The sequence below is a fragment of the Nonomuraea sp. NPDC049421 genome (assembly GCF_040677005.1).
In the GTDB taxonomy this organism is placed as follows: domain Bacteria; phylum Actinomycetota; class Actinomycetes; order Streptosporangiales; family Streptosporangiaceae; genus Nonomuraea; species Nonomuraea salmonea.
Genome location: NZ_JBFAQA010000002.1, coordinates 273202 through 293384, shown reverse-complemented (window position 1 = coordinate 293384; position 20183 = coordinate 273202). Strand labels below are relative to the sequence as shown.

The window sequence follows — 20183 nt, the reverse complement described above, 5'->3', positions numbered from 1 at the left end:
TTCGGCGGGGAGCTTCCGCGGCGACGACCCGGTCGGCTGGTTGTGGACGATCGCCGTACGCCGGCTGATCTCCGCTCTGCGGGGCCGGGGTTCGATGGGAGCCGAACCATGCCGGTGACCCTGTTCGGGGCGGCCCGAAGCCGCAATTGCGCCGATGGGAGCCGAACCATGCCCGTGACCCTGCTCGAACGCCCCGCACTCACCACGCCCGTCCCCGTCTCGCCGCCGTCCCGCCAGCGGGTGGCGCTGCTGCTGGTGCGCCCCTTCGTCCGGGCCATCGACTGGGCGCCGCTGATCGCGGTCACCGTCTTCACCGCCGGCCTGGTGAGCCTGGTGCGGCACGGGGAGCCGCTGCCCCCGGGCGACGCGCTCGTGCTCCTGCGCGTCTGCGGCACCCTGCTGGGCGCGGCGGCGGCCTTCGGGCTGGTCGACGCCATGTCGGCCGACCTCGGCGCGACCGCCGTCCCCCGCTGGGTCCGGCAGGCGCTGCGCTGCCTGCTGCCCGGCGCCGCCGCCGTGGCGATCTGGTCGGCCGCCTACGCCGCCGTCCTGAGCCGTCTGCCGCAGGGCGCCCTGTTCCCCGTCGGCGACCTGCTCGTCGAAGCGGGCGTCTGCCTCGGCATCGCGCTGGCCGCCGCGGCGACCGCCGTCCGGTTCGCGCCAGGACGGCAGGCCGCCATGGCCGCGGTCGTGGTCCAGCTCGGGCTGGTGCTCGCCACCCTCCTGCTGCCGGAGCAGGTGTGGCTCTGGCCGCCGACCTGCGGCTTCGGCCACTGGGACGAGGCGCACCTGTTCTGGCGGGCGATGCTGCCGCTGCCGTACCTCTGGCTCATCCTCGCCGGGCGAGACCTGCGGCGCTGACGCGCAGGCGCCTGGTGGCCTCCTGGTTCACCTCGAACGTGACCGAGTCCACCACCACGCCGTAGTCGCGGGCCGCGGACTCCACGCTGACGAAGCCGTTGCGGACGTCCGCGGCCACCTGGGCGGGCTCGCGTTCGAACGGGTCGCCGTAACCGCCTCCGCCGCCGGTGTTGTTGACCAGCACCTCGCCGGCGTCCAGGCGGTTGTAGCTGCCGCCCTGCCGCACCTCCCGGTCGGTGCCGGGGTTGAGGATGACGTGGTTGCTCTCGCCGGGCATGCCGTCGCCGATCGGCCACGGCTGCGTCCTGGTCTTGTAGACCAGGCAGATGCCGGTCGAGGGAGCGGTGAAGCGGTACGTACGGCCCACGCCGACCCCGCCGCGGTGCCGGCCGGGGCCACCGCTGTCGGGGCGGTAGCCGTACGACTCGATGAACATCGGCGACTTGGTCTCCAGCACCTCCACCGGGTTGTTGCGGCAGCCCGGCTCCGACAGGTGCATGATGCCGTCCTCGCCGTCGCCGCCCGCGTGCGCGCCGAATCCGACCGCCTCGTTGGTGGCCTCCAGCCACGCCTCTCCGGTACGCGGGTTGACGCCGAGCCCCATCATCGAGCACACGTCACCGCCCGAGCAGGCGGGCACGCGGTCCGGCATGCCCTGGGCCAGTGCCTTCAGCACGACCTCGCCGCCGAGCAGCCCGGTCCACAGCGTGAACGTCGGCATCGGCGGCACCGCGTGCATCACCGACCCTGGCTCGGTGACCACTCGCAGCGGCCGGAAGTTGCCCGCGACGACCGGCGTGTCCGGCGTGGTCAGCGCTTTGAAGACGAGGCTGCAGAACGCCTCCGTCTGGCCGACGGGCAGGTTGATGGGGCCTTTGACGTCGCGTTCGCTGCCGGTCCAGTCGATGACCATCTCGTCGTCGCCGATGGTCACGGTGACGTTCATCTTGATGAGGCGGTCGGCGTCCACGCCGTCGCTGTCCACGAAGTCGTGCGCGGTCCACGTGCCCTTCGGCAGCTTGGCCAGCGCGAGCCGGGCGAGGCGCTCGCCGTGGTCGTTGATGGCGTCCATCGCGGCGGTCAGCACGCCGGCGCCGTACTTGGCGGCGATCTGCTGGGTGCGGCGCACGCCGGTCACGCACGCGGAGACCTGCGCCTGGATGTCGCCGATGGTCCGCTCCGGCATCCGGCTGTTGAAGCGGATGATGTTGAACACGTCGTCGTTCTGCACCCCGCGCCGGTAGAGCTTGGAGCAGGGGAAGAACAGCCCCTCCTGGTACATGTCGGTGGAGTCCAGGACGTAGCCGGGGTCCTTCTGCTTCAGGTCGAGCACGTGGATCCGGCAGGAGGCGAAGCCGATCAGCTCGTCCTCGTGGTGGATGGGCGCGAACACCAGCGGGTCGAGGGTGTGGGCCGAGGCCCAGTACGGATAGTTGAGGATGAACACGTCGCCCGGCTCCAGCGCGTCCCGGCCGAGGAACTCGACCGCCCGCTTGATGCCGTGGTCGTTGCCCCGGGTGAACACCGCGATGCCCGGCGCGTCGGCCACCACGTCGCCCTGGGCGTCGTGGATGCCGATGCCGTAGTCGTGGATCTCGTACACGACCGTGTTGTACGCGGTGCGGCACAGGTTGCGGGCCATCTCCTCGGCGGCGGCGAGCAGGCCGTGCCGGATGATCTCCGTCGTGATGGAGTCCGTCGTGGTGGTGGGGCTCACTGCTGCCTCCCGGTCCTGTCGTTCACGGAAATGACCAGCTCGCCGTAGCGGCCGACGTGCAGGGAGTCGCCGGCGTGGATGACGGACGTGGCCGTGTGCTCGGTGATCACCGCCGGCCCCGCGACGACGTCGCCGGCCAGCAGGTCCTCGCGCGTGTAGACGCGGTATTCGACGTCCGGCTCGTCCGCCGACAGATGGACCTGGCGGGTTCCGGCCGGGTGGGGCTCGCCCGACGTACGCTCCGCCACGGTCGGCAGCGCCGGTTTGTCGACGGTGCCGGTGGCGCGCAGGCGCAGGGTGGTGACCTCGACCGGGTCGTCCATCGTGTGGCCGTACTGCCGCTCGTGCAACCCGGCGAAGGCGGCGGCGACGTCGGTGGCGAACGCGGCGGGATCATCGGGGAAGCCGACGGTGACCGAGTGCTCCTGCCCCTGGTAGCGGACGTCGAGCGTGCGCGTGAGCGCGCGCCGGTCGGGGCCGAAGCCCTCCGATGCGAGCTGTTCGACCGCGGCCGCCTCCATCTCCCGGTAGACGGCGTCGGCGGCGGCCGCGTCGAGCGTGGCCAGCGGCGTGACGAGGGTGCGGGCGAAGTCGTGCTGGACGTCCGCGAGCAGCATGCCGAACGCGGAGAACGCGCCCTGCCCCGGCGGCACGATCACGGTCGAGATGCCCAGCTCCCTGGCCACCTCGACGGCCACCAGGCCCCCTCCCCCGCCGAAGGACAGCAGCGCGAAGTCCTTCGGGTCGCGGCCCAGCTCCACAGTGATCGCACGGACCGCGCCCATGATCTTCATGGTGGAGATCTGCACGATGCCGCGGGCCAGCGCCTCGGTGGTCAGGCCGAGCCGGGTGGCGATGGGCTGCAGCGCCTTGTCGGCCAGCTCGCGGTCGAGCGCCAGCTTGCCGCCGAGCGGGCTGTCGGAGCCGAGGTGGCCGAGCACCAGCGCGGCGTCGGTGAAGGTGGGCGCGGTGCCGCCCCTGCCGTACGAGGCGGGGCCCGGAGCCGCGCCCGCGCTCTGCGGGCCGACCTGCAGCGCGTCCGCCTCGTCCAGCCAGGCGATGGAGCCGCCGCCGGCGCCGATGGTGTGGATGTAGAGCGACGGGGTGTTGATCGGCAGCCCCTCGAACTCCGCGCCCTGGTAGAGGACCGGCTCGTGGTCGAGGATCAGCGAGGCGTCGAGGCTGGTGCCGCCCATGTCGATGGTGATGAGGTTGGGCTCGTCCAGCAGCCTGGACAGCGCCGCCGCGCCGATGACGCCGCCCGCCGGGCCCGACAGGATGAGGCTCACCGGCTGCTCGCGGGCCGCCTGCGCGGTCATCGCGCCGCCGCCCGAGCGGGTCATCAGGAACCGTCCCGAGAAGCCGCCGCCGGCCAGCTCGCCCTCCAGCTCGCGCAGGTAGCGGTGGACGATCGGCTTGACGTACGCGTCCAGCACGGCGGTGCTGGTCCGCTCGTACTCGCGGTACTCCCTGGACAGCTCGTGCGACAGGGTGACCGCGACGCCGGGGGCGACCTCGGCCAGCACCTCGCGCATGCGCAGCTCGTGCCCGGGGTTGGCGTAGGAGTGCAGGAACGCCACCGCCACCGAGCCGTACCCGCGCTCGGCGACGACTTCGGCCACCCGGCGGGCGTCCTCGACGTCGAACGGCGTGTGCACGCTCCCGTCGAACCTGCACCGCTCGCGCACCTCGAACGTGTCGTAGCGCTCCAGCAGCGCGGGCGGCTTGCGGTAGGTGATGTCGTAGTTCGTCCTGCGGTCGGTACGGCCGAGCAGGTAGACGTCGCGGAACCCCTTCGTGCCGATCACGGCGGTGCGCGCGCCCGTGCGGGTGAGCAGCGCGTTCAGCCCGAGCGTCGTCCCGTGCGTGAACATCGTGATGGCCGGCGTGCCGGACTCGGCCAGGCCGAAGGCGTCCATGACGCCGCGCGCCGGCGCGTCGGGGGTGGTCGGGACCTTGCCGAAGCTGAGCGCGCCCGTGCCGGGGTTCAGCTCCACCACATCGGTGAACGTGCCGCCGACGTCGATCGCAAGCCTGCTCATCGTTCCGCCTTTCTCGGTAGTGCGTGCGTGGCCGCGACGTGCTCCAGCGCCTCGGACGGCATCCCCCTCGCGTCGTCCCGGCGCGGCCAGTGCAGAGTGATCTCGTCGAAGCCCGCGTCGCGCAGCCGACCGGCGAAGTCGGCGTAGCGGCCCGGGCTCTCGAACGGCCAGGTCATGTCCAGGGCCACCTGCGCGATCCGGCGCAGCGCGCCCAGCGGGCGGCCTGCTGCGTCGAGCACCGCGTCAAGCCTGCGCCCCTGCTTCTCCACGGCGGCGAACCAGTCCGCCGGCGCGTCCTGCCTGCGGTAGGCGCCGTAGGTCACCCAGCCCTGGCCGTGCCGCGCGGCCAGGGCCATCGCGCGGGGTCCCGTCGCGGCGACGGTCAGCGGCACCCGCGGACGCTGCAGGCAGCCGGGGATCTGCCTGGCCTCCACGGCGCTGTAGCGCTCGCCGCGTACGGTGCTGACGTCGTGGGTGAGCAGGTGGTCGAGCAGGCCGAGCCATTCGGCGAACCGCTCGGCCCGCTCGGGCAGCGAGCGCGGCGGGTCGCCGAGCACGGCGGCGTCCGCGCCCTCGGCGCCGGCTCCGACACCGATGTCCAGCCGGCCGCCGCTCAGGTGGTCGAGCGTCATGATCTCCTTGGCGAAGGTGACCGGGTGGCGGTAGTTGGGCGTGGCCACCTGGGTGCCCAGGCGTACCCGGGTGGTGGACGCGGCCGCCGCCGCCAGCATCGGCACGGCGGCGTGCCAGGGCCGGTCCTTCAAGGGGGTCCAGGTCAGGTGGTCGTAGGTCCAGACGGTGCGGACGCCGAGCTGCTCCGCGGCCCGTACGTCGGCGACGAAGGCCGCGGGATCCCGGTCGGGCAGCACCAGGACGGACAGGTCGATCATCGTCGTCTGCTCGCCACGCTCAGCGCCACCGCGGCCAGGATGACCACGCCGGTCGTCAGGTCCTTGAAGAACGGGTTCGCGTTGAGGATGTCGAACCCGTTGTCGATCAGCGCCAGCAGGTACACGCCGCAGACCGAGCGCCAGATCGCGCCGACGCCGCCGTAGATGCTGGTGCCGCCGAGGATGACCGCGGCGATGGCGAGCAGCTGCATGCCGTCGCCGGCCTGCGGCTGCCCGGTGCCGATCCGCGAAACCCCGATGGCGGCGGCGATGCCGGCGGCCAGGCCGCTGTAGAGGAACGTGTACAGCTTGATCCGGTTCACCCGGATGCCGGACAGCTCGGCGGCCTCGGCGTTGCCGCCGACGGACAGGACGTACCTGCCGAAGGTCGTGCGGTTCAGCAGGAAGCCGGACAGCAGCGCGAAGAGGGCGAGGATGACGATCGCGTAGTAGACCGGGCCGATGCCGCCCCGCCCGAGCGCGGTGAACCCGTCCGCCGGGACGCTGATGAGGAAGCCGCCGGTGATCAGCACGGCGAGCCCGCCGTACACGAGGCTGGAGGCCAGCGTGGCGAGGAACGAGTGGATGCGCAGCCGGGTGATCGCGGCGCCGTTCACCAGCCCGAGCGCGGCGCCGGCGAGGGGCGCGGCGAGCAGGCCGAGCACGGGGCTGCCGAGATGCACCGCGACCCAGGCGGCCACCACGTTCGCGACGCTGAAGATGGCCCCGGTGGACAGGTCGAAGCCGCCGCAGATGACTACGAGCGTCCCGGCCACCGCGATGATCGCCAGCGGGGCGTTCTGATTGAGGATGTTCAGCAGGTTCGTGAGGGTGAGGAACGACGACGTCGACACGCTCAGCACCACGAAGAGCGCGATGAGCATGATCAGGACGGCGTGGTGGCGGACCAGGGCCGGCACGTTCACGCCGGATCCCGCTCGCGCCTGTGCGGTGGCGGTCATGGGGTTCCTTCTGTCGCTGGGGGTGGCTCGACCTCGAAGAGGCGCTGCAGGAGCCCGTCCACGGTCGTCCCCGGGCCCGGCACCTCGCCGATGACCGTGCCGCCACGGACGAGGTGGATCCGGTGGCTGAGGCCGGCGACCTCCTCCAGCTCCGACGAGATGAGCAGGATGCCGGTGCCCGCGGCGGCGATCTCGACGACGAGCTGGTAGATGCGGGACTTGGCGCCCACGTCCACGCCCCTGGTGGGCTCGTCGAGGATGAGCAGCTCTGGCCGGCCGAGCAGCCATTTGGCGAACAGCACCTTCTGCTGGTTGCCGCCGGAGTAGACCGACACGTCGCCGTCGAGCGCGGCCGGGCGTACGCCGAGGCGTTCGACCAGCTCGCGCACCGCGGCGCGCTCGCCGCCGCGCGACAGCACCCCGGCGCGGGAGAAGCGGCCCAGGTGCGGCAGCGTGACGTTCTCCAGGACCGGGCGCAGCAGCACCAGGCCCTGGGCGCGGCGGTCCTCGGGGATCATGGCCATGCCGCGGGCGATCGACGCGCGCGGCGAGGCGCCGGTGACCGGTTCGCCGCGGAACAGCACCTCCCCCGATTCGACGGGGTCGCAGCCGAAGAGGGCGCGGGCGATCTCCGTACGGCCGCTGCCGACCAGCCCCGCCAGCCCGACGATCTCGCCGGGCCGCACCCGCAGGGACACGCTCCGGACGGCGCCGCCGCGCACGTCGCGCATCTCGGCCACCGGCGGCGTGTCTGGGGGCGGCGCCGGCGGGCGGCCGGGCAGCAGCATGTCGACGGGCTCGCCGAGCATGGCCTCGACCAGGCCGGCCTTGGTCTCCTGCGCGGCGGGAGCCGTCCTGATGACCCGGCCGTCCCGCATGACCGTGACGCGGTCGCAGTTGGCGAGCACGTCGTCCAGGAAGTGGGTGACGTAGACGACGGTGGTGCCGCGCTCGCGCAGCCAGCGCATGATCTCGTGCAGGCGCTCGCTCTCGTCGGCGGTCAGCGAGGACGTCGGCTCGTCCATCACGATGACGCGCGCGTCGCGGGCGAGCGCCCGCATGATCTCCACCTTCTGCTGGTCGGCGATCGGCAGCGTCTGGACGGGCGCGTCGGCGGGCAGCCCGAAGCCGCAGATCTCCTCCAGTTCCCGGTAGCGGGCGCGCAGGTCTCCGTGCAGGACGCCGAACGTGCGGCGTTCCCTGCCGAGGAACACGTTCTCCGCCACGGTCAGCGCCGGGACCAGGCACAGCTCCTGGGCGATGATCACGACGCCGGCGTCCTGCGCCCGCCTGGTGTCCCAGCGGTGCACCGCCTGGCCGAACACCTCGAGCTCGCCCGAGTCCGGCTGGTAGAGCCCGCCGACGACCTTGCCGAGCGTGGATTTGCCGGCGCCGTTCTCGCCGACGAGGCCGTGCACCTCGCCTTCGAGGAGGGACAGCGAGACCGCGTCGAGTGCCTGGGTCGAGCCGAAGCGGACGGACAGGTCGCGGACGGTGACGGCCACCGCCGGGGCCGGTCCGTCCATCAATCGGCCCACTCGCCCGCGAAGTCGGGGTGCTCGTCGAGGATCTCCTTGGTGACGATCACCGGTACGGGGCCGAGCGTGTTGGCGTCGACGACCGGGGTGACCGGTTTGCCGCGCACGGCGTTGACCAGCTGCTCGACGGCGGCCTTGCCCATGCTGTTGGGGAAGTCCACCTGGTCGGCGGCCCATTTGCCGGCGCGTACCTGCTTGATGGCCTCCTGGTTGCCGCCGCCGCCCGTGACGTACATCGTGCTCAGGTCGACTCCCGCGCTCTCCAGCGCGACCTGGGCGCCGATGGTCTGCTGGTCGGCGTTTGACAGCAGCACGTCGAGCTTGGGGTTGGCCTGCAAAATGTTCTGCATGGCCTTGAGCGAGGTGTCGCGGTCGTAGTTGCCCTGGCCGGTGGCGACCACCTTGATGTTGGGATGCCCGTCCAGGACGGACCGGTAGGCCTTGTTGCGCAGGTTGTCGAAGGGGAACTGGAGCTGGCCGATGAGGATCGCGACCCGGCACGGGTCCTTGTCCTCGCAGTACTTCACCGCGCCTTCGGCGAGCTTCTTGGAGTTCTCCTCCGTGTTCGCGGCGACCGTGGACACGATGCCCTCGACCTGGGGTTTCAGCTCGGTGAGGTTGGGGCCGACGGGGAAGAGCGTGGTGACGACCGGGATCTTGGCCTGGGCGGCCGCCGGGATCGCGGCGGCGATGCCCACGTTGTCGTTGGGGACCAGCAGGATGCCGTCGTAGGTGCCCTGGCTGGCGACGTTCTGGACCTGGTTGAACTGGGTCTGGCTGTCGAACTTGCCGTCGAAGACGGTCACCTCGACGTCGCCGTACTCTTTCGCCTTGGCGACGGCGCCGTCGTAGACGGCCTTGTTGAAGCCGTTCTGGCTGGAGGAGGCCAGCAGGGCGATCTTCACCGGGCCGGTCTTGGCGCTGGACGGGGTGCTGGAGGAGTAGACCTGGGACACGTCCGAGTTGCAGCCCGCGAGCGTGAGGCTCAGGAGCGCACCGGCTGCGATCACCAGCCTCCGATGGGGATTGGACAGTGACTTCACTTGCACCTCTATCTCATGGTGCGTCTGTTTCCGCAGGTGACGAGCTGTCTTGAGGCAGTACAATGTCACACTGCAACTGGATGGTCAACGGTCCGATTCCAACTCCTTGCCCGCGATCACGCGCCCGACGCGCGGAACTGAGCATGGGGTACTGATGCCGTCAGGCGCCGCGCGGCCGATCCTCGAAGGGTCTCAGCAGCCAGACCCCGTCCTCCACGACGCGCGGCAGAACAACGAGCTGGTGGAGGTGCACGTCTTCGTCGTCCGCCAGCCGGACATCGCCTTCGGCATCGGCGTCACCGTGCTCGTCAGCAACACCTCGCGCACGACCGGCAGCGAGTTCTTCCTCAGCAGCTTCGGCGGCGACTTCTTTCACAACCTCTGACGCTGGGCGCGGTCGGCGTTGGCCATGATGGCGTCGTGGACGTACCGGGACAGGCCGGGCGCCATGTCGTCGTAGTTGCGGCCGACGCGCTCGTTGGCGAGGTACGCCCGCGCCAGCCCCCGATGCACGTCGTGGCCGCAGTCGTGGAAGCGCCGGTGCAGGTGCAGCCGGTGCTCCTCGGCCAGGTCCATGACGGCGGGGTCGCCGGCGGGCAGGCCGGCGTTCATCGCGTCGAGCAGCCGCTGATGGATGCCCGCCTGCTCGTCGCGGATCTCCGCCCAGTCCGCCGCCGAGTACGCCGACGCGCGCCGCCGACGCTGCTCCCACAGCTCAGAACCGCCGAACCGCTCCTCCGCCCGATCGGCGCGGTCCTCCAGCCGGGTGCCGCCGAGGATCTCCAGCCGTTCCCGCGGGGTGAGGGTGAGGCCGAGCCTGCGCGCGTTCAGCTCCCTGTCGATGGCGGCGACCATGGCCCGCTGCCGCTCGATGCGCTGGAGGAGCAGCGCGCGCTGCTCCTCCAGCCGGTCGGCGTCCCCGCGGGCGGGGTCGGCCAGGATCGCGCCGATCGCGTCGAGGCCGAAACCGAGCTCCCGGTAGAACAGGACGCGCTGCAGCCTGCGCAGGTCGTCCGCCGAGTAGAGCCGGTAGCCGGCGGGGCTGCGCTCGCTCGGCTCCAGCAGGCCGATCTCGTCGTAGTGGTGCAGCGTGCGGACCGAGACGCCGGTCAGCTCGGCGATGGCGCCGACGGTGTGCTCTGAAGTGGTCATGCGGTCACTGTGCCGCCTGACGTGGCGTGAGAGTCAAGATCACCAGGTTACGCGGAGCCGGTGCAGGCCGTACACGATGCTGGAGGCGCGGAAGTCAAGCCGGTCCTCGGCGAGGGCGAGGGCGGGGAAGCGGCGCAGGAGGGCGGGGAAGGCGATGCGCAGCTCCATCCTCGCCAGCGGCGCTCCGAGGCAGTGGTGGACGCCGTGGCCGAAGGCGACGTGGCCGGCCGCTCCCCTGGTGACGTCGAGGGTCTCGGGGCCGTCCACCAGGGCGGGGTCGCGGTTGGCGGCGGGGAACGAGCAGATCACCAGCGAACCCGCCGGGATCCGCTGACCGGCGATCTCCACGTCCGTCGTGGTCGTGCGCGGCGGCAGTGACTGCACGATGGACAGCCAGCGCAGCAGCTCCTCGACGGCGGGCTCGACCATGGCCGGGTCGTCGCGGATCAGCGCCGCCTGGCCGGGGTGGCGCAGCAGGGCCAGGGTGCCGAGGCCGAGCATGTTGGCGGTCGTCTCGTGGCCGGCCAGCAGCAACAGCCCGGCGATGCCGATCAGCTCGTCGGTGGTGAGGTCGTGGCCGTGCTCGCGGACGAGCATGCCCAGCAGGTCATCGCCCGGGTCCGCCTGGGCGCGGGCGACCAGGCCGGCCATGTACGCCCGTTCCTCCCGCTGCTCCTGGACGCGCTGCTCGATCGGCAGGGAGGTGTCCAGCAGGCGTACCGAACGCGCGTGGAACGCCGCGCGGTCGGCGGGCGGCACGCCCAGCAGCTCGCAGATCACCAGCGACGGCACCGGCAGCGCGACGTGCTCCACCAGGTCGGCCGGCTTGCCGGCCCGCTCCAGGTCGTCCAGCGCCGCCTCGACGATCTCGGCGATCCGCGGCTCCAGCCTGCGCATGCGCCGTACGGTGAACTCGGGGGTGAGCATCCGGCGCAGCCGGGTGTGCTCGGGCGGGTCGGCGGCGAGCAGCTGCCCGGCCCGCATCCTGGCGCGCTCCTCGGCGTCCATCCGCTCGGTGCCGGGGATGGGGGTCAGGGCGCTGCTGAACCGGGCCGGGTCCGCCAGCACCCGGCGGACGTCCTCGTAGCGGCAGACCACGTACGCGGGCACGCCGAACGGCGTCATCACCCGCACCACGCCCTCGCCGTCGCGGGCCAGGGCCAGCTCCCCGACCGGGTCCAGCCCGTTCCTCCGCATGTGCAGGGGCAGTTCCAGAGCCTGTGTCATCATCCGTCCTCTCGCGTCGTTCGCGGCATGCTGACGACCACGAGACGGCGGCGCCCCGGCCCTTGTGACGGCGCGGCCCTGTGAGGTGGGCCACTCGTTCAGGCGGCGGACAGCAGCGTGTTCGCGCGGGACAGGACGATGTCGAGGACGCGGCCCGCGGTGGCCAGGTCCTCCGGCGGCAGGTCGCCCCACAGCCGGCCGGTGATGCCGGTGATGGCGGCGCGGACCCTCGTCCACTCGGACTTGCCGTGCTCGGTCGGCTCGACGACGCCGTCCTGCGTGGTGCGGACCAGGCCGGCCGCCGTCAGCTCGGCGAGGAGCCGGTGCACGGTGGCCTGGTCGACCTTCAGGGAGTGGGCGACGCGTTCGGCGAGGGCGTCCGCGGACGGCGTTTTTTCGCTGACGACGGTCAGGGTCAGCGTCACCCACTGAGGTTCGGTGATGCCGGTCCCGGCCAGCAGGCGGTCGAGGAGGGCGTTGAGGGCCTTCTCGGTCTGGCCGATCACCTGGGTGCTGAAGGCGGGCATGAAAGTACTCCCTAACTAGTTGGTTAAGCCAACGTTGGCTGCACCAACATTAACACCATTCGTGGGTCACACCAACCATTTGTTAGAGTCGGCTCGTGAACACTCCCGAGGGGCCGCAGGCGGAGCGGCTGCGCAGGCTGCCGAGCAGGCTGACCAACGGTGCGGCGCTGATCGCCAACCGGCTCGTGGACCAGGCGCTGGCCGGGGCCGGCGCCCGCCGCTACCACTACGCCCTGCTCGCCACCCTGGAGGAGTTCGGCCCGGCCAGCCAGGCCGAGCTCGGCCGCCGCACCGGCATCGACCGCAGCGACGTGGTCGCGGCCGTCAACGACCTCGCCGACCAGAGCTTCCTCCAACGCGCGCCCGACCCGGGCGACCGCCGCCGCAACGTCATCACCATCACCCCGGCCGGCCGGAAGCAGCTCGCCGACCTCGACCGGCTGCTCACCGCCGTCCAGGACGACTACCTCGCCCCGCTGTCCGCCACCGACCGGCGGACCTTCGTCGACCTCCTCACCCGCCTGACCGAGCACCACTCCGGCCGCTGAGGAAGTCGCGGACGAGCCGGTCGTAGCGGGCGCGGTCCACGTTCCACGCCTCGGTGTGCCCGCCCCGCTCGAACGGCTCGAACCGGATCGGCCAGCCCAGCCGGGCGCCCGGGGTGACGAGGTCGCACGCCTCCTGGATCGGGTGCTCGGTGTCCGGAACGGTGTGGATCAGCAGGAGGGGCGGCCTGACCCGGGGCGGGTGGCGGATCAGGCTGAGCCGATCGGTGTCGACGCCGGTGCGCCACTCGGTGACCAGCCCGGCCGGCCCGGCCACGAACGCGGGCAGGCCGGCGTTGCGTGCGCCCTGTTCCGCGGTCATCCGTACGTCGATCATGGGCGCGTCCATGATGACGCGGTCGACCAGGGTCGCGAGCGGTGACCGGCCGAGGAGCTGGCCGACGATCTGGCCGCCCATCGAGGTGCCGTACAGGATGAAGCGCCGCGCCCCCATGGTCATGGCGTGCCGCAACGCCGCCTCCAGGTCGCGCCACTCCGCGTCCCCCCGTACGTCCCCGTCAGGCCGGCGGGTCTCCGTCGAGCAGCGCGCGGGCCGTCGTGACGTCGGTGATGATGACGTTGACCCAGCCGCCGGTGATCGCCGCGCGGATGGCCGCGTGCTTGCGCTCGCCGCCCGCCATGCCGATGCGGCGCGGGATCGCGCGCAGCACCTCCGGGTCGATGCCGACGACGCGGCTGTCGAGATCGCTGTGGATCAGCTCGCCCGTCGCGTCGAAGAAGCGCTGGCAGACGTCGCCGACCGCGTGGGCGGCGATGAGGTGGTCCTGGTCGGCGGGAGCGATCGCGTTGCCGCTGTCGCGCAGCAGCGGCGAGGGCTGCACGCTGCCGATGCCGACCAGCGCCATCGTCAGCCGCTGCCACTCCTCGGCCACCGGCTGCATGGCCGCGTCGCCGATCAGGCTCTGGCGGATCTCGGAGCTGCCGACCAGGCCGGGAGCCTGGACGTAGAGCGGCTCGGCGCCGATCAGCTCGGCGAGGTGGCCGAGCAGGCGGTTGGCCTTGGCCTGGACGGCGCCCTCACCGACGCCGCCGAGCAGCTGCACCACGCGGTCGGCGCCCGGCACGCGCAGGGGGTGCAGCCGCTCGGCCACCGACAGCAGGGTCTGGCTCCACGGTGAGATGCCGATCCGCTCGCCGCCCGCCAGGGTCGATTCGAGGTAGGCGGCCCCGGCGGAGCCGATGCCGGCGATGATCTCCGACTCGTCGCCCTCGACGTCGACGACGACCGCCTCGCGCAGCCCGTAGCGGGTCTCCAGCTCCTGCTCCAGGGTCAGGTGCACGCCCTGGGAGACGACGACCACCGTACGGACGATGCCGATCTCGCCGGCCCGCTTGAGCAGCCTGGAGACCTTCGTCTGCGAGATGTGCAGCGCGTCGGCGATGTCGGCCTGCCGGATGCCGAGCTCGTGGTACATGTGCGCGACCTTGGTGATCAGCCGCAGCCGGCCGTCGGTAACGAACCGGCCGGCGCCGCCCGCGTTCACAGCCATCAGGACCCGTCCCCCTCGCCGCCGTGCGGTCTCGTCGCCTGACATTGTCCATCCGGAAGGTCACTTCGTGATGCCGAGCGCGGGTGGCCCGCGGCACGCCGTCGCGGGCTACGGCGAGAAGAAGCAGTTCGCACCGCCGAAGGTTGCTGAACGTTATTGACACGCATCGCGTGGATCAGCCAATCTACGAGCGCGGGAGATTATGCACTATCGAATAATTATGCACTACCGGGAGACTGCGATGCGCCAGCGCAGAGTCATCATCAACACGGACGCCAAGAACGAGGCCGACGACCAGTTCACCGGCGGCTCCCCGGCGATCGCGCTGACGCTCTTCCCGCAGAGCGGCAACCGGCGCGTACGGCCCGCGCCCCGCTTCGGCGCCGACGGCTCCTACCTGCCCGGATCGAACCACCCGATCCGGGGCTGCGAGGAGGTCGACGTGCGCTTCCTGCCGGCGGACATGTTCGCCAAGATCCGGGCCTTCGGCGGAGAGCACCACTAGGACCGCATGCCAGAGGAGATTCGAAGTCGTGCCCATCCTCATCGCGTACACGCTGCTGCAGCGGTGGATCGTCGCCGGGCTCAACGCCGGCGCCACCAAGGGATAAGGGAGTGATGACCATGCCGACCTTCGGCGCAGGTATCTGGCACTTCGCCACCTACAAGGACCGGTACGCCACCGACGGCTACGGGCCGCCGGTCGGGCTGCTCGAGCAGATCGACCGGGCGGGAGCCGTGGGCGAGCTGTCGGTGGTGGACCTGAACTGGCCGTTCGTCGGGTTCGACGGCACTTTGGACGACGTCAAGGCCGCCCTGGCCAAGAACGGTTTGAGCGCGATCGCGATCACCCCTGAGATCTATACGCGCGACTTCGTCAAGGGCTCGTTCACCAACCCCGACCCGGCCGTGCGCAAGAAGGCCATCGCGTTGATGCACGACGCCACCGAGGTGGCCCTGGAGCTGGGCTGCTCGTACGTGAAACTGTGGCCCGGCCAGGACGGCTGGGACTACCCGTTCCAGGTGAACTACCACGACGTCTGGCAGCTCGCCCTCGACGGCCTGACCGAGCTGTGCTCCGCGCACCCCGAGATCAATTATGTGATCGAGTACAAGCCGCGCGAGCCCCGCGTGAAGATCATTTTCCCGGGCGTGGCCCGCACGCTGCTCGGCATCGAGCGCATCGGCCTGCCCAACCTGGGCATCCTGCTCGACTTCGGCCACTCGCTCTACGGGCAGGAGACCCCGGCCGACGCCGCCCAGCTCGCCATCGACCACGGCCGGCTGTTCGCCATCGACGTCAACGACAACATGCGCGGCTGGGACGACGACATGGTCGTCGGCTCGGTGCACCTGGTGGAGACGTTCGAGTTCTTCCACACCCTGCGCAGGAACAACTGGGACGGCGTCTGGCAGCTCGACCAGTTCCCCTTCCGCGAGGACAGCGTCCAGGCCGCCAAGCAGGCCATCCGCTTCCTGAAGGCGATCGACCGCGCGCTCGGCGTCCTGGACGACGAGGCGCTCGCCCAGGCACAGGCCGCGCACGACGCGCTGGCCGCCCAGCGGCTCGTCCAGAACGCGCTGCTGACCTCGATGGCGGGCCTGGAGGAGGCATGACCGACCTCGCCGAGGCCGTGCGCGGCCACGTCACGCTGCCGGTGTTCGGCAGGGTTGACCGGCGCGCCGGCCGCGCGGAGCAGATCGCGCATCTCGCCGAGGCGGCCAGGCAGATCAGGATCCAGGACCTCAAGCTCATCCATCACGCGGGAGCGGGGCACATCGGCGGCGACTTCTCCGCCGTCGACATCCTGACCACCCTGTACGGGGCGGTGCTGGACATCAGCCCGGAACGGGTCGCCGACCCCGAGCGCGACCGCTTCATCCTCAGCAAGGGGCACGTCGCGGGCGCGCTCTACACCACGCTGGCGGCGTTCGGCTTCCTGCCGCCGGCCGAGCTGGCGACGTTCCTGCAGCCGCTGTCGGCGCTGAACGGGCATCCCAACCGCACCAAGGTCGCCGCGGTCGAGGCCAACACGGGGCCGCTCGGGCACGGCCTGCCGGTGGCGGTCGGGCACGCGCTGTCGGCCAAGCTGGACGTGTCGCCGCGCCGGACGTACGTGCTGGTCGGCGACGGTGAGCTGCAGGAGGGCAGCAACTGGGAGGCGATGATGGCCGCCTCCCAGCACCGGCTCGAACGCCTCACCGTGATCGTCGACCGCAACCGGCTCCAGCAGGGCGCCACCGTCAAGGAGACCAACGACCTCGACCCGCTCGCGGACAAGGCGGCGGCGTTCGGCCTGGCCGTGGTCGAGGTCAACGGGCACGACCACGGCGAGCTGCTGGACGTGCTGTCGTCGGTGCCGTACCGGCCGGGCCGGCCCACGTTCGTGATCGCCCACACCCACAAGGGACATCCGATCTCTTTCATGAGCGGCGACGTCGCCTGGCACCACAAGGTGCCGGACGAGGCGCAGTACCGGCAGGCGCTGAGCGAGCTGGAGAAGGAGCGTTGATGCCGCGTACCTCGGTCGCCGACCTGCCCCGCTTCGACTGCAGGGACGCCTACGTCGCCACCCTGTCCGAGCTGGCCGGCGCCGACCAGCGGATCGTCGGCGTGGTCAACGACTCGGTCGGCTCCAGCAAGCTGGCCGGCTTCCGCCGGTCGTTCCCCGACCGGCTGATCAACGTCGGGATCGCCGAGCAGGACATGGTCGGCGTGGCCGCCGGGCTGGCCAACGGCGGGCGCATCCCGTTCGTCTCTGCCGCCTCCTGCTTCCTCACCGCCCGCGCGCTGGAGCAGATCAAGGCCGACGTCGCCTACTCCAACCACAACGTCAAGCTGTGCGGCATGAGCCCCGGCGTCGCCTACGGCGAGCTGGGACCGACGCACCACTCCATCGAGGACATCGCCTGGCTGCGGGCCATCGCCAACCTGACCGTCATCGTCCCGTCCGACCCGGTCGAGACCAGCGCCGCGCTGCGCTGGGCCGCCGCCGTCGAGGGGCCGGTGTTCGTCCGGGTCAGCCGCATGAGCGTGCCCCAGGTCAACCCCGACGACTACGCCTTCGTCCCCGGCCGGGCGGTCACCCTGCGCGACGGCGGCGACGTCACGCTGATCGCCAACGGCACCGTGCTGTGGCGGGCGCTGGTCGCCGCGGAACGGCTGGAGGCCGAGGGCGTCTCGGCCCGGGTGCTGTCGATGCCGACGGTCAAGCCCCTGGACACGGACGCGGTCGTGGCCGCCGCGCGGGAGACCGCCGGCATCGTGACGATCGAGGAGTCGACCATCGCCGGCGGCCTCGGAGGCGCCGTCGCCGAGACCGTCGTCCAGCACCATCCGGTCCGGGTCGCGATCCTCGGCATCCCCGAGTTCGCGCCGACCGGCTCGGCGGCGTACCTGCTCGACCGCTACGGCATGTCGCCTGAGGGCATCGCCGATGCCGCACGGAGGCTGCTGCGCCATGGCTGACCCGCTCATCCTGGCCGTCGACCAGGGCACAAGCTCCACCAAGGCGCTCCTCGTCGACGCGCGCGGCCGGGTCGTCTCCCGCGCGGCCGCCCCCCTGTCCGAGTCGCAGCCGCGCCCCGGCTGGGTGGAGCAGGACCCGGCCGAGCTGTGGGAAAGCGTGCGGCGGGCGGTCGCCGAGTGCGTCACGCCCGCCTGCGCGGGACGTGTCGCGGGCATCGGGATCAGCAACCAGCGCGAGTCGCTGGTGCTCTGGGAGCGCCGCACCGGCGAGCCCGTCGGGCCGCTGCTGAGCTGGCAGGACCAGCGCACCGCCGACCGCTGTCACGGGCTGGCCGGCGCCGCCGAGCTGGTCCGCTCGGTGAGCGGCCTGCCGCTCGATCCGATGTTCTCCGCGCTCAAGGCGCGCTGGCTGCTCGACACCTACGACCCCGACCGGCGGCGGGCGGGCGAGCTGTGCCTGGGCACGGTCGACTCGTGGCTGCTCAGCCGCTTCGGCGGCGAGCACCTCATCGAGGCCGGCAACGCCTCGCGCACCCAGCTCCTCGACGTCGCCACCGGCGACTGGGACGACCGGCTGCTGGAGCTGTTCCGCGTGCCGCGCGAGGTGCTGCCGCGGGTGGTGCCCTCGTGCGCCGCCTTCCCCGCCGCCCGCGGGCTGGCGCCGCTGCCGGACGGGGTGCCGGTGCTGGCGGTCATGGGCGACTCGCACGCCGCGATGTTCGCCCACGCCGGGTGGCGGCCGGGCGTGGTCAAGGCGACGTACGGCACCGGCTCGTCGGTGATGGCCATCGGCCAGGCCGGTCCGACTGGCCAGACCGGCGAGGTCCGCCTCGCAGGCGAGGTCGGCGAGGTCGGCCTGGCCGGCGAGGTCGGCGAGGCGCGGGGCCTGTGCCGCAGCATCGCCTGGGACCTCGGCGACGGCCCCGCGCTGTGCGTCGAGGGCAACATCCGCGCCACCGGCCGGATGGTGAGCTGGCTCGCCGACCTGTTCGGCGTCCCCGTCCCTGAGCTGCTCAAGGAGACCGAATCCGCAGAAGGCGTGCACTTCGTCCCCGCCTTCGGCGGGCTCGGCGCCCCCTGGTGGGACCCCGGCGCCACCCCGGTCATCACCGGCTTCTCCCTGGGCACCCGGCGCCCCCAGCTCGCCGCCGCCGCCCTGGAGGCGGTCGCCTTCCAGATCGAGGACGTCCTGGCCGCGATCGAGCAGGCCGTCGGGCGGGTCCGCGTGGTCATGACGGACGGCGGGCTGACCCACAGCGACCGGCTGATGCGGCTCCAGGCCGACCTGAGCGGACGCGTCGTCGCCCGCTCGGGCGAGCACGACCTGTCCGCGCTCGGCGCGGCCGGCGCCGCCGGGCTGGCGGCCGGGCTCTGGACCCTCGGCGAGCTCGAACGCCGGCCCAGGCCCGCCGACACCTACGAGCCCGGGCTCGGCGAGGCGGAACGCCGCGCCAGGAAGCACGCCTGGCACGAGGCCGTCCGCAGAGCCCGCCCCGCGCAGGAGAGGAGCGCCAGATGACCACGGCGGCCGCCGCGCCCGAGACGTTCGACGCCGCCGGCCACATCACCGGCCAGGAGGAGAGGCAGTCGATCGACTGCGAGCCGGTCACCGCCGGCAACGCCGCCGAGTTCGGGGTCTTCGCCAGGAAGTAGGCGTCACGCCCGCACACCCGCCCGCCCCTAAACTTGGAGCGACGATCAGCGACGATCAGCGACGATCAGCGGCGTGAAGGGCGGGTACGGTGGTCCGGGACTCGGATGGAGTGGGCGACGTCTCCAAGGATCATCTGCGGCTCCTTGCCCGCGTCGCCCGCATGTACCACGAACAGGGCATCCGCCAGCCGGAGATCGCCGCCGCGCTCCACCTCTCCCAGCCGCGCGTGTCCCGCCTGCTGAAGGAGGCGGTCACGCGAGGCCTGGTCCGCACGGTGGTCACGCTCCCCGAGGGCGTGCACACCGAGCTGGAGGAGGAGCTGCAGCGCCGCTACGCGCTGCGCGACGCCGTGGTGGTCGACGTCGAGGACTACCAGGACGACGTCGTCCCCTCACTCGCGACGGCGGCGGCCGCCTACCTCGACGTCACCTTCACCGGCGGCGACGTCATCGGCCTCGCCGCGTGGAGCCAGACGCTGCAGGCGGTGGTGCAGCGGCTGCCGCAGAAGAACGTGCAGGTCGCCGACCGGGTGATCCAGCTCGTGGGCGGCCTCGGCAGCGCCGGCGACCAGGTGCGGGCCACCCGGCTCATCGCCCGGCTGGCCGACCTCACCAATGCCCATCCCGTCTTCGTGCCGCTGCCCGGCCTGGTCGCCACCCCCGCCACGCGCGAGGCGCTGCTCCAGGACCCCGACCTGGCCGAGGTGCAGGCGCAGTGGCGTGAGGTGACCGTCGCCCTCGTCGGCATCGGCGAGCCGGCCTCCGCGCCCGTCAGGGAGGCCGACCGCGACGAGCTCCGCGCGGTCGGCGGGGTCGGCGAGGTCTGCCTGCACTTCTTCGACGCCACCGGCAAGCCCGTCGCCTCCGATCTCGACCGGCGCGTCATCGGCGTCGACACCGCCTCCTTCGGCGCCGTCGGGCGGCGCGTCGCCGTCGCGGGCGGCCTGCGGAAGCTGCCCGCGATCAGGGCGGCGCTCGAAGGCGGCTGGGTCAACATCCTCGTCACCGACCTGCGCGTGGCCCGCCGGCTCTGCTCCTGACCTCCG

The 20183-nt window shown here is 72.0% G+C and carries 20 protein-coding genes and 1 pseudogene; 10 read left to right on the top strand and 11 right to left on the bottom strand.

Annotated elements, in window-relative coordinates; all coding sequences use genetic code 11:
* Window positions 1-168 precede the first annotated feature (168 nt).
* The gene (locus AB0K18_RS05030; protein WP_364909981.1) at window positions 169-861 is read left to right on the top strand and encodes a hypothetical protein; all 693 of its coding nucleotides are present in this window, start codon (window positions 169-171) and stop codon (window positions 859-861) included.
* Here AB0K18_RS05030 and AB0K18_RS05025 read toward each other — a convergent pair.
* Genes AB0K18_RS05025 through AB0K18_RS05000 form a run of 6 tightly spaced genes read right to left on the bottom strand, consistent with a single transcriptional unit; the run spans window position 830 to window position 9020 of the window.
* Window positions 830-2578, bottom strand: coding sequence for a hydantoinase B/oxoprolinase family protein (locus tag AB0K18_RS05025; RefSeq protein WP_364909978.1), 1749 nt, complete (start codon window positions 2576-2578; stop codon window positions 830-832). The genes AB0K18_RS05030 and AB0K18_RS05025 overlap by 32 nt on opposite strands.
* Window positions 2575-4620 carry a hydantoinase/oxoprolinase family protein gene (locus AB0K18_RS05020; protein WP_364909975.1) on the bottom strand — a complete coding sequence of 682 codons (2046 nt, stop codon included), beginning with the start codon at window positions 4618-4620 and terminating at the stop codon, window positions 2575-2577. The genes AB0K18_RS05025 and AB0K18_RS05020 overlap by 4 nt, the downstream gene beginning before the upstream one ends.
* Entirely contained in the window at window positions 4617-5510 is an 894-nt protein-coding gene (locus AB0K18_RS05015; protein WP_364909972.1) for an LLM class flavin-dependent oxidoreductase, read from the bottom strand. Before AB0K18_RS05015 ends, AB0K18_RS05020 begins: the two co-directional genes overlap by 4 nt.
* Entirely contained in the window at window positions 5507-6472 is a 966-nt protein-coding gene (locus tag AB0K18_RS05010; protein WP_364909969.1) for an ABC transporter permease, read from the bottom strand. Before AB0K18_RS05010 ends, AB0K18_RS05015 begins: the two co-directional genes overlap by 4 nt.
* Window positions 6469-7998: a sugar ABC transporter ATP-binding protein gene (locus AB0K18_RS05005; RefSeq protein ID WP_364909966.1), complete on the bottom strand. Its 1530-nt coding sequence runs from the start codon at window positions 7996-7998 to the stop codon at window positions 6469-6471. The genes AB0K18_RS05010 and AB0K18_RS05005 overlap by 4 nt, the downstream gene beginning before the upstream one ends.
* A complete protein-coding gene (locus AB0K18_RS05000; RefSeq protein WP_364909963.1) occupies window positions 7998-9020 on the bottom strand; it encodes a sugar ABC transporter substrate-binding protein in 1023 nt (340 codons plus the stop codon). Before AB0K18_RS05000 ends, AB0K18_RS05005 begins: the two co-directional genes overlap by 1 nt.
* A 187-nt stretch (window positions 9021-9207) precedes the next feature.
* Between AB0K18_RS05000 and AB0K18_RS04995 the strand changes: the two genes are divergently transcribed.
* Window positions 9208-9438 (top strand): hypothetical protein, encoded by a 231-nt coding sequence (locus AB0K18_RS04995; RefSeq protein WP_364909960.1) that lies wholly within the window; start codon window positions 9208-9210, stop codon window positions 9436-9438.
* On the opposite strand, the gene AB0K18_RS04990 is transcribed toward AB0K18_RS04995, so the two are convergent.
* The 3 genes from AB0K18_RS04990 to AB0K18_RS04980 form a co-directional block, all read right to left on the bottom strand.
* Window positions 9426-10205: a MerR family transcriptional regulator gene (locus AB0K18_RS04990; protein ID WP_364909957.1), complete on the bottom strand. Its 780-nt coding sequence runs from the start codon at window positions 10203-10205 to the stop codon at window positions 9426-9428. The genes AB0K18_RS04995 and AB0K18_RS04990 overlap by 13 nt on opposite strands.
* 39 nt (window positions 10206-10244) lie before the next feature.
* The gene (locus AB0K18_RS04985) at window positions 10245-11435 is read right to left on the bottom strand and encodes a cytochrome P450 (RefSeq protein WP_364909955.1); all 1191 of its coding nucleotides are present in this window, start codon (window positions 11433-11435) and stop codon (window positions 10245-10247) included.
* Between the two features lie 95 nt (window positions 11436-11530).
* Complete coding sequence (locus tag AB0K18_RS04980; RefSeq protein ID WP_364909952.1) at window positions 11531-11959, bottom strand: MarR family winged helix-turn-helix transcriptional regulator; 429 nt, start codon at window positions 11957-11959, stop codon at window positions 11531-11533.
* A 95-nt stretch (window positions 11960-12054) separates the two neighbouring features.
* Between AB0K18_RS04980 and AB0K18_RS04975 the strand changes: the two genes are divergently transcribed.
* The gene (locus AB0K18_RS04975; RefSeq protein ID WP_364909949.1) at window positions 12055-12507 is read left to right on the top strand and encodes a MarR family winged helix-turn-helix transcriptional regulator; all 453 of its coding nucleotides are present in this window, start codon (window positions 12055-12057) and stop codon (window positions 12505-12507) included.
* On the opposite strand, the pseudogene AB0K18_RS04970 reads toward AB0K18_RS04975, so the two are convergent.
* Window positions 12473-12997: pseudogene (locus AB0K18_RS04970) on the bottom strand (prolyl oligopeptidase family serine peptidase); the annotation flags it as partial. The gene AB0K18_RS04975 and the pseudogene AB0K18_RS04970 overlap by 35 nt on opposite strands.
* 25 nt (window positions 12998-13022) lie before the next feature.
* Window positions 13023-14015 (bottom strand): sugar-binding transcriptional regulator, encoded by a 993-nt coding sequence (locus AB0K18_RS04965; RefSeq protein WP_364909946.1) that lies wholly within the window; start codon window positions 14013-14015, stop codon window positions 13023-13025.
* 241 nt (window positions 14016-14256) lie between these two features.
* Between AB0K18_RS04965 and AB0K18_RS04960 the strand changes: the two genes are divergently transcribed.
* From AB0K18_RS04960 to AB0K18_RS04930, 7 genes are all read left to right on the top strand, one after another.
* On the top strand, window positions 14257-14520 hold the full coding sequence (locus AB0K18_RS04960) for a hypothetical protein (RefSeq protein WP_364909943.1): 264 nt from the start codon (window positions 14257-14259) through the stop codon (window positions 14518-14520).
* A gap of 113 nt (window positions 14521-14633) precedes the next feature.
* Window positions 14634-15632 (top strand): sugar phosphate isomerase/epimerase family protein, encoded by a 999-nt coding sequence (locus AB0K18_RS04955; protein ID WP_364909940.1) that lies wholly within the window; start codon window positions 14634-14636, stop codon window positions 15630-15632.
* A complete protein-coding gene (locus AB0K18_RS04950) occupies window positions 15629-16528 on the top strand; it encodes a transketolase (RefSeq protein ID WP_364909937.1) in 900 nt (299 codons plus the stop codon). Before AB0K18_RS04955 ends, AB0K18_RS04950 begins: the two co-directional genes overlap by 4 nt.
* Window positions 16528-17484, top strand: coding sequence for a transketolase family protein (locus AB0K18_RS04945; protein WP_364909935.1), 957 nt, complete (start codon window positions 16528-16530; stop codon window positions 17482-17484). Before AB0K18_RS04950 ends, AB0K18_RS04945 begins: the two co-directional genes overlap by 1 nt.
* Entirely contained in the window at window positions 17477-19003 is a 1527-nt protein-coding gene (locus AB0K18_RS04940) for an FGGY family carbohydrate kinase (protein WP_364909932.1), read from the top strand. Before AB0K18_RS04945 ends, AB0K18_RS04940 begins: the two co-directional genes overlap by 8 nt.
* Window positions 19000-19137, top strand: coding sequence for a hypothetical protein (locus AB0K18_RS04935; RefSeq protein ID WP_364909929.1), 138 nt, complete (start codon window positions 19000-19002; stop codon window positions 19135-19137). The genes AB0K18_RS04940 and AB0K18_RS04935 overlap by 4 nt, the downstream gene beginning before the upstream one ends.
* Before the next feature lie 89 nt (window positions 19138-19226).
* Window positions 19227-20177: a sugar-binding transcriptional regulator gene (locus AB0K18_RS04930; RefSeq protein WP_364909926.1), complete on the top strand. Its 951-nt coding sequence runs from the start codon at window positions 19227-19229 to the stop codon at window positions 20175-20177.
* The last annotated feature ends 6 nt before the right edge of the window (window positions 20178-20183 follow it).

Coding starts and splice junctions, on each gene's coding strand:
- AB0K18_RS04990 (WP_364909957.1), bottom strand. CDS start 10,205: ATGACCACTTCAGAGCACACCGTCGGCGCCATCGCCGAGCTGACCGGC.
- AB0K18_RS05010 (WP_364909969.1), bottom strand. CDS start 6,472: ATGACCGCCACCGCACAGGCGCGAGCGGGATCCGGCGTGAACGTGCCG.
- AB0K18_RS04955 (WP_364909940.1), top strand. CDS start 14,634: ATGACCATGCCGACCTTCGGCGCAGGTATCTGGCACTTCGCCACCTAC.
- AB0K18_RS04940 (WP_364909932.1), top strand. CDS start 17,477: ATGGCTGACCCGCTCATCCTGGCCGTCGACCAGGGCACAAGCTCCACC.
- AB0K18_RS04950 (WP_364909937.1), top strand. CDS start 15,629: ATGACCGACCTCGCCGAGGCCGTGCGCGGCCACGTCACGCTGCCGGTG.
- AB0K18_RS05005 (WP_364909966.1), bottom strand. CDS start 7,998: ATGGACGGACCGGCCCCGGCGGTGGCCGTCACCGTCCGCGACCTGTCC.
- AB0K18_RS04935 (WP_364909929.1), top strand. CDS start 19,000: ATGACCACGGCGGCCGCCGCGCCCGAGACGTTCGACGCCGCCGGCCAC.
- AB0K18_RS04995 (WP_364909960.1), top strand. CDS start 9,208: ATGCCGTCAGGCGCCGCGCGGCCGATCCTCGAAGGGTCTCAGCAGCCA.
- AB0K18_RS05030 (WP_364909981.1), top strand. CDS start 169: ATGCCCGTGACCCTGCTCGAACGCCCCGCACTCACCACGCCCGTCCCC.
- AB0K18_RS04945 (WP_364909935.1), top strand. CDS start 16,528: ATGCCGCGTACCTCGGTCGCCGACCTGCCCCGCTTCGACTGCAGGGAC.
- AB0K18_RS04960 (WP_364909943.1), top strand. CDS start 14,257: ATGCGCCAGCGCAGAGTCATCATCAACACGGACGCCAAGAACGAGGCC.
- AB0K18_RS05020 (WP_364909975.1), bottom strand. CDS start 4,620: ATGAGCAGGCTTGCGATCGACGTCGGCGGCACGTTCACCGATGTGGTG.
- AB0K18_RS04965 (WP_364909946.1), bottom strand. CDS start 14,015: ATGGCTGTGAACGCGGGCGGCGCCGGCCGGTTCGTTACCGACGGCCGG.
- AB0K18_RS05015 (WP_364909972.1), bottom strand. CDS start 5,510: ATGATCGACCTGTCCGTCCTGGTGCTGCCCGACCGGGATCCCGCGGCC.
- AB0K18_RS04980 (WP_364909952.1), bottom strand. CDS start 11,959: ATGCCCGCCTTCAGCACCCAGGTGATCGGCCAGACCGAGAAGGCCCTC.
- AB0K18_RS04985 (WP_364909955.1), bottom strand. CDS start 11,435: ATGATGACACAGGCTCTGGAACTGCCCCTGCACATGCGGAGGAACGGG.